Origin of the sequence: Actinomadura rubteroloni, assembly GCF_002911665.1 — a bacterium.
Lineage (GTDB): Bacteria > Actinomycetota > Actinomycetes > Streptosporangiales > Streptosporangiaceae > Spirillospora > Spirillospora rubteroloni.
On sequence record NZ_MTBP01000003.1, the window covers coordinates 276,638 to 283,517 of the forward strand.

A 6,880-nucleotide genomic window follows, 5' to 3' on the forward strand; every position below is an offset into this window, starting at 1 on the left:
CTGCGTTCTCGCCCGTCAGCGTACGCGCGGCCAGATCATGGGCCGGCCCGCTAACCGGATCCGGACGCGGCCGGTTCAGTCCCAGGCGGCGCCCGCGCGGGCGAGGCGCGGCGCGTACTCGATCCGGTCGGCCCAGGCGCGCGGCCAGGCGTGCAGGCCGTGCCGGGCGCCCGCGAACGCGCCCGCGAGGCACGCGATCGAGTCGGAGTCGCCGGAGCTGACCGCGCCGCGCCGGATCGCGCGCACCGGGTCGCCGGGGAACAGCAGGAAGCACAGCAGCGCGGTCGCCAGCGCCTCCTCGGCGACCCAGCCCGCTCCGGTCGCCGCGCACGGGTCGGCGGACGGGTCGGGCGCGGCGAGCGCGGCGTCGAGCCGGTCCAGGACGGCCAGGCACTCGTCCCAGCCGCGCGCCGCGAACGCCTCGGGGGAGTCGACGCCCGGCTGCCGCCACAAACCGCCGAGCCAGCGCTCGTGGTAGGTCGTCCGCTGGGCGTGCGCGCGGTCGCGCAGGGCGCCGGGCAGCGCGGACGGCTCCAGCCCCTCGCGCAGCCACCGCACCGTGAACGCGGTCAGCTCGCTCGCGGCCAGCCCGGTCGGGTGGCCGTGGGTCAGCGCGGCCTGGAGCTGCGCGGCCCCGGCGCGGTCGGCGTCGCTCCACCCCGGGACGAGCCCGACGGGCGTGACCCGCATGTTCGCCCCGCACCCCTTCGAACCCGCCTGCGTCGCCTCAGCCCAGGGACGCCCTTCAGCGAGGCCGGCGCAGGCGCGCAGGCACGTCATCCCGGGCGCGCGGTCGTTCTCGGGGCTCTCGGCCCACGCGACGAACCGGCGGCTCCAGATCGCCGCCAGCCGCTCCGGCGACGGGTCGCCGCCCGCCTCGATCAGCCCCTCGGCGACCGCGAGGCCCATCTGGGTGTCGTCGGTGACGCGCCACGGGTCGCCCTCGGGGCCGTCCGGGCCGCCGTCCCCGTACCGGTGGCGGATCTCGTCCAGGCCGAGGAACTCGGTGGGAGCGCCGAGCGCGTCCCCGTACGCCAGCCCGAACATCGACCCGCTCGCCCGTGTCATGCCGGGCATTCTCCCCGATTCCCGTCGCGGAAGGCCCCGGGCGTCACCCCGTAGCACCGGACGAACCAGCGCGTCAGATGGCTCTGGTCGGCGAACCCGCTCGCCGCCGCCGCGTCGGCGAGCGGCCGGCCCGCCGCGATCAGCCGCCGCGCCGCGCGCAGCCGCAGCAGCCGCTGGTACTCGCTCGGCGCCATCCCGTAAGCCGTCCGGAACGCCCGGTAGAGCGCGAACCGGCTCACGCCCGCGGCGGCGGCCAGCTCGTCGGCGGGGACGTCGGCGAGCGGCGCGGCGCGCAGCCGCTCCCGCGCGATCCGCGCCGCGCGCGGCCCCGCCGCCGGGCAGGCGCCGCGCAGGCGGCGGGTCGCGGCGCGCCCGACCATCGCGGCGACCGCGCCCGCCAGCAGCTCGTCGCGGCGCAGCGCGGACGCGCCGCCGAGCAGCCCGGCGTGCAGCGAGCGCAGCCGGGACGCCAGCAGCGGGTCGGTCACGACGGGCGCGGCGAACAGCGGCGGCGCGGCCCGCCGTCCGGTCAGGTCCGACAGCACCGCGCCGATCAGCTCCGGGCCGATGTGGACGATCCGGTAGGTGAAGCCGAGGGCGTCGGCCGCGTGGCCGTCGTGGGGGTCGTCGGGGTTGAACGCGAGGACCATCCCGGCGGCGCTGGTGTGCTCGCCGCCCCGGCACGAGAACGCCTGCGCGCCGGACTCGGTGACGCCGAACGAGTACGTCTCGTGGCTGTGCCGGTGGTAGGCGTGCCGCTCGAAGTGGGCGTGCATCGCCTCCAGCGGCCGGTCCGCCGCCCGCCAGTACCGGGACCACTCGCGCGCCATGCCGCCATTCTCGCGCACGAGCGTCCAAGACCGCCGGGTCCGCGCCGGGCCAGGCTGGCGGCCATGCGCTTCGACACCAAGATCGGGATCGTGGTCCGCGACGACCTGGCGGCCTGGCAGCGGCTGAACGTCACGGCGTTCCTCGCCGGGGCGGTCGCCGCGGCCCGGCCGGAGATCATCGGCGAGCCCTACGCGGACGCCGCCGGGCACGATTACCTCGCGATGTTCCGCCAGCCCGTCCTCGTCTACGCCGGGGACGCGGACGTGCTCGCCGCCGCGTTCGTCCGCGCCCGCGACCGCGGCCTCGACCTGGCCGTCTACATCGACGACATGTTCAAGACGGGCCACGACGAGGCCAACCGCGCCGCCGTCCGCGCGGTCGCGGCCGACGCGGCGCCGCTCGCGGGCTTCGCCGTCCACGGGCCGCGCAACGGCGTCGACAAGGCGCTCAAGGGCCTCGCGCTCCACCCCTGACGGGTTATTGCCAGACGGACCAGTCGTGGGGGCCGAGCGTGTAGCCGTGGTCGGTCGCGTGGACGTGGTTGGCCTGGACGAGATGGTTCAGGGCCTGCCACACGTCCTCTTCGGGCAGGTCCGTCATGGTCTGGAGGCGGTCGGCCTCGGCGGCGGAACCGTCCTGGCCGAGCGTCGCCACCGCCTCGTACACGATGAGATCGACGTCCGAGAGGCCCTGGACGTCGGCGCGCTGCTCGCTCATGCCCGACGCCTGCCCGTCCCGGACGGGCCTATGCATCAGCCGTAGCGCTTCATCTCGTGGAAGAAGCCCGGGACCTCCCGCAGCTCGCCGGATTCCGTCACCCGGTCGTAGACGTGGCGGGCGACGGCGAGGTCCAGGACGCCGAGCCCGAACGGCGAGAAGACCACCGGCCGGTCGGCGGGCGGCGTCGTCGCGCCGGTGAGGACGTCGTAGAGCGTCCCGGCGACGAAGTCCCGGTTGCCCACGCGCTGCTCGGCCAGGTGCGGCGAGGTGTTGGCCTTCAGGCAGTGGTCGACGTCGTCCACGACGTTGTACGACGCCAGGATGATCTCGGGGGAGAGGTCCCGCAGCGACACGTGCAGCACGAGCGGGTTGTGCTCGAACCACTTGGGGTCGGTGACGTGCGGCTCGCCCGCGACGGTCGCGAAGACGATCAGGTCGGACGAGCGCACCAGGTCCTCGGCCGCGTCGTGGATCGTCACCGATCCGGACCCGGTGCGCGCCAGGTAGTCGTGGAAGCCCTCGGCGTGCTCGCGCGACAGGTCGTGGACGTGCAGCTCGTCGAACGCGAACCCGTTCGCGGCCAGATAGGTGTGGACGTACCGGGCGATCAGCCCGACGCCGAAGAACCCGGCGCGGCGCGGCCGGGCGCCGCGCGCGTCGGCGAGCCGGGCGGCGGCGAGGGCGGCGGACGCGGCGGTGCGCGCCGCGCTGATGATCGAACTCTCCAGGCACGCGAACGGGTACCCGGTCGCGGTGTCGTTGAGGATCAGGACGGCCGACGCGCGCGGGATCCCGGCCGCGACGTTGCCGGGGAAGCTGGAGATCCACTTGATGCCGTGGACGTCCACCTCGCCGCCCACCGAGGCGGGCAGCGCGATGATCCGGTTCGCGGGCTCGTCGGGGAACCGCAGGAAGTAGGAGTCGGGGTTGACGGTCCGTCCTTCGCCGTGCAGCCGGTAGGCGGCCTCGATCATGGCGGTGACCTCGCGCTCGCGCCCGCTGACGGCCGCGTGGACCTGGGCGCCGGAGATCACCGCGAAGGACGGGGGCTGCGTCATAACCGAAACTCCGTGAAAGGTGTGGCCGGGTATCAAACGCCGAGGATATCGGCGCCGGGAAGGTGCAGTTCGTGCGCGAGATCGGCGAAGTTCTCCCGCAGCCAGCTCTCCTCATAGATCGAGTCGAGATAGCGTTCGCCGAGGTCAGGGGCGATGGCGACGGCGACCGGTTCCTCGCCGGGGTACTTGGCGGCGAGCCAGCGCGCCGCGCCGGACACGACGGTGCCGGTGGAGCCGCCGAACAGGAACCCGCGCGACGACAGCGCGTGGACGCTCCGGATCGTGTCGGTCTCGGGGACGTGGACGACGTCGTCGACGTAGGACTCGTCCACCAGCGCGGGCCGGCTGCTCGTGCCGAGCCCGGGGACCATGCGCCGCTCGGGGATGCCGCCGAACGTGACCGACCCGACCGCGTCCACGGCGACGATCGTGACGGGCCGGTCGTGCTCGCGGAAGTACCGGGCGCAGCCCATCAGTGTCCCGGTGGTGCCCGCGCCGACGAACAGGACCTCCAGGTCGGGGAACTGGCGGTCGATCGCGGGCGCGGTGCCGGAGTAGTGCGCCCGCCAGTTGTTGCTGTTGGCGTACTGGTTGAGCCAGACGTAGCCGCCGCCGGACTCGGTCAGCCCCCGGACGTAGTCGATCCGGCTCTGGAGGTAGCCGCCGTTCTCGTCCTTGGCGGAGATGACGCGGACCTCGGCGCCGAGGGCGCGCATCAGCCGCATCGAGGCGGGGTTGCAGCGCGGGTCGGTGACGCAGACGAAGCGATGGCCGCGGTCGGCGGCGATGAGGCTGAGCGCGATGCCGAGGTTGCCCGAGGACGACTCCACGATCGTGCTGCCGGGGGGCAGCAGGCCGTCGCGCTCGGCCGCGGCGACCATCGCGGCGGCGGCCTTGAGTTTCACCGAGCCGGCGAAATTGAATCCCTCGCACTTGAGGTACAGCGGGCAGTCGAGTACCGGGCGCAGATCCACGTAGAGGTCGTCGACATTGAATTCCTGCGGCGAGGTGATGATGGGCACGCTGCCACCCTTGAGAGAAATACCGTGGAGGAGCCGGCGGAAGTGGAGTGACCGGTTCTCGCGAGAATCCGGATATTCGCCGCGGCAATGGTTCCGAGGGTCGAGTTCCGGAAATTCACGGTGACCGGCCGTTCCCCCATCTTCCCCCGATGTCCGTCCCAGTTCTGGCCGGACTGGGGCGAAGTATCACGGTACCTTCGGCCATGTCCGGTGGCAAGCCCCGAGTTACCGGTGGGTACTATCGAAAGCGCCGATTCGGTGAAGGCATGGACGACCGGGACATAAGCTATCGCCGCGGTCATCGCAGGCCGTGCGGCCGGTCCATTAGTGATGACGGTGGAGACGTCCTAGATCACGGAGAGTCAAGATGAATGCTGGCGTGCGCGTCGCCGAACGGCTCCTGGATCACGGGGAGTTGCCCGTCCTTCCCGTCCCGGCCGCCGAGGTGGAGCGCGCGCGCGTCCTCGCCGCCCGGCACGGCATGACCGCCGAGCGCGCGATCGACCTCGCCGACCCCGTGATCGCGCGCGTCGAGCGATTCGCCGCCGACCCCTCCCGCGTCGCGGTGGCGGACGGCGACGTCCGCCTCACCTACGCCGAGCTGGCCGTGCGCGCCCGGCGGACGGCCGCGTTCCTGCTCGCGCGCGGCGTCGAGCCCGGGACGGTCGTCGGCGTCGGCGGCGAGCGCGGCTGGGAGATCGTCGCGGCGTTCCTCGCGACCGAGCTGATCGGCGCGCTGTACGTGCCCGCCGACGAGACGTGGCCCGCCGCGCGCGTCCGCGACATCCTCGCCCAGGCGGGCGCGGCGGTGCTGGTCGTCGCGGGGGAGCCCGCCCCCGCGCTGCTGGCGGGCGCGGCCGAGGCCGGGTGCGCGGTGGAGCGCGCGGACGCCGCCGGCGCCTTCGACCCGTGGCCAGGCAAGCCCCGGCTGGACTCCCTCGACCAGCCCCGCTACGTGCTGTTCACCTCGGGATCGACCGGGAGGCCCAAGGGCGCGGTCGTCGAGCACCAGGGCATGATCAACCACCTCTACGCCAAGATCACCGACCTCGGCATGACCGGGACGGACGTCCTCGCGCAGACCGCGCCGCTCGGCTTCGACATCTCGGTGTGGCAGATGCTGTGCCCGCTCGTCCTCGGCGGCCGGGCCGAGATCGTCGGCGACGGCGTCGCGCACGACCCGGTGGCGTTCGCGCGGGCGGTGGACGAGCGCGGCATCACGATCGTGGAACTCGTCCCGACGATGGTCCGCCACCTGCTGGACGATCTCGCCGGCGCCCCGGTGGGCGCGCTCGGCGGCCTGCGCTGGATGATCGCGACCGGCGAGGAGCTGCCCGCCGAGCTGTCGCGCCGCTGGCTGACGGCCCTGCCGCACGCCGGGCTGCTCAACGCCTACGGCCCGACCGAGTGCTCCGACGACGTCACGCACCACCGCGTCACCGCGCCCGACCTGGAGCTGCTGCGGCTGCCGATCGGCGCACCGATCATCAACGCGCAGCTCTACGTGCTGCGCCGCGAGGACGACGGCTCCTGGGCCGCGTGCGGGACGGACGAGACCGGCGAGCTGTTCGTCGGCGGCGTGTGCGTCGGCCGGGGCTACCTCGGCGACCGCGACCGGACCCGCGAGGCGTTCTACCAGGACCCGTTCGCCGCGACGCCCACGCGCCGGCTCTACCGGACGGGCGACGCGGTGCGGCTGCTGCCGGCGGGCGCGGGCGGGGCGGACCGGTCGACGCTGCAGTACCTCGGCCGGGTCGACCGGCAGGTCAAGATCTCCGGCGTCCGGATGGAGCTGGGCGAGATCGAGGCGGTCCTCCAGCGGCACCCGGGGGTCGGCGCGGCGGCGGTCGTCGTGCACGAGTTTCCGGCCGGTTCCTGACCGGTCCGGAAGATCGTTCGTAACGCGCACGGAGCGTGACGACGGCCCGGACGTGGCCTCCGTCACTCATTGTCACAAGACGAGTGACCAGGGTGCTCCGGACGGGTGATCGACCCGCCTCCCTTGTCACTCCGGTGAGCAATATTCTCCGCTAAGTTCTGCATTGCGAGGCATTGCGAGGCATGTGACGGGCTGGTTAACTGTGGCTCCGCTACTCCTGGGTAGCGCACGTGGTCGCGGGCGGACCTCTGCCGGACGTGCGGAAAGAGGTGCGCCGGCGCGGGTCGGGCGCCCCTGTCGGA

7 protein-coding genes are annotated in these 6,880 nt (G+C 73.5%); 2 read left to right on the forward strand and 5 right to left on the reverse strand.

Annotated elements, in window-relative coordinates:
- Positions 1-75: 75 nt before the first annotated feature.
- Positions 76-1,068: an ADP-ribosylglycohydrolase family protein gene (locus tag BTM25_RS22540; protein ID WP_103565302.1), complete on the reverse strand. Its 993-nt coding sequence runs from the start codon at positions 1,066-1,068 to the stop codon at positions 76-78.
- Positions 1,065-1,898, reverse strand: a complete 834-nt coding sequence (locus tag BTM25_RS22545) for an AraC family transcriptional regulator (protein ID WP_235828574.1) — start codon at positions 1,896-1,898, stop codon at positions 1,065-1,067. The genes BTM25_RS22540 and BTM25_RS22545 overlap by 4 nt, the downstream gene beginning before the upstream one ends.
- A gap of 63 nt (positions 1,899-1,961) precedes the next feature.
- Between BTM25_RS22545 and BTM25_RS22550 the strand changes: the two genes are divergently transcribed.
- Positions 1,962-2,372, forward strand: a complete 411-nt coding sequence (locus BTM25_RS22550; protein WP_103564987.1) for a DUF2000 family protein — start codon at positions 1,962-1,964, stop codon at positions 2,370-2,372.
- A gap of 4 nt (positions 2,373-2,376) precedes the next feature.
- Here BTM25_RS22550 and BTM25_RS22555 read toward each other — a convergent pair whose 3' ends face one another.
- Genes BTM25_RS22555 through sbnA form a run of 3 tightly spaced genes read right to left on the reverse strand, consistent with a single transcriptional unit; the run spans position 2,377 to position 4,699 of the window.
- Positions 2,377-2,616 (reverse strand): hypothetical protein, encoded by a 240-nt coding sequence (locus tag BTM25_RS22555; RefSeq protein ID WP_103565304.1) that lies wholly within the window; start codon positions 2,614-2,616, stop codon positions 2,377-2,379.
- Positions 2,617-2,651: 35 nt separating this feature from the next.
- On the reverse strand, positions 2,652-3,677 hold the full coding sequence (sbnB, locus tag BTM25_RS22560) for a 2,3-diaminopropionate biosynthesis protein SbnB (RefSeq protein WP_103564988.1): 1,026 nt from the start codon (positions 3,675-3,677) through the stop codon (positions 2,652-2,654).
- A 32-nt stretch (positions 3,678-3,709) separates the two neighbouring features.
- On the reverse strand, positions 3,710-4,699 hold the full coding sequence (gene sbnA, locus BTM25_RS22565; RefSeq protein ID WP_103564989.1) for a 2,3-diaminopropionate biosynthesis protein SbnA: 990 nt from the start codon (positions 4,697-4,699) through the stop codon (positions 3,710-3,712).
- Positions 4,700-5,066: 367 nt separating this feature from the next.
- Between sbnA and BTM25_RS22570 the strand changes: the two genes are divergently transcribed.
- Positions 5,067-6,578, forward strand: a complete 1,512-nt coding sequence (locus BTM25_RS22570; protein WP_103564990.1) for an amino acid adenylation domain-containing protein — start codon at positions 5,067-5,069, stop codon at positions 6,576-6,578.
- Positions 6,579-6,880: the final 302 nt, after the last annotated feature.

Excerpts from the sequence above, each read along its gene's own strand:
- BTM25_RS22540 (WP_103565302.1), bottom strand. The coding sequence starts at position 1,068 with ATGACACGGGCGAGCGGGTCGATGTTCGGGCTGGCGTACGGGGACGCG.
- BTM25_RS22545 (WP_235828574.1), bottom strand. The coding sequence starts at position 1,898 with ATGGCGCGCGAGTGGTCCCGGTACTGGCGGGCGGCGGACCGGCCGCTG.
- BTM25_RS22550 (WP_103564987.1), top strand. The coding sequence starts at position 1,962 with ATGCGCTTCGACACCAAGATCGGGATCGTGGTCCGCGACGACCTGGCG.
- BTM25_RS22555 (WP_103565304.1), bottom strand. The coding sequence starts at position 2,616 with ATGAGCGAGCAGCGCGCCGACGTCCAGGGCCTCTCGGACGTCGATCTC.
- sbnB (WP_103564988.1), bottom strand. The coding sequence starts at position 3,677 with ATGACGCAGCCCCCGTCCTTCGCGGTGATCTCCGGCGCCCAGGTCCAC.
- BTM25_RS22570 (WP_103564990.1), top strand. The coding sequence starts at position 5,067 with ATGAATGCTGGCGTGCGCGTCGCCGAACGGCTCCTGGATCACGGGGAG.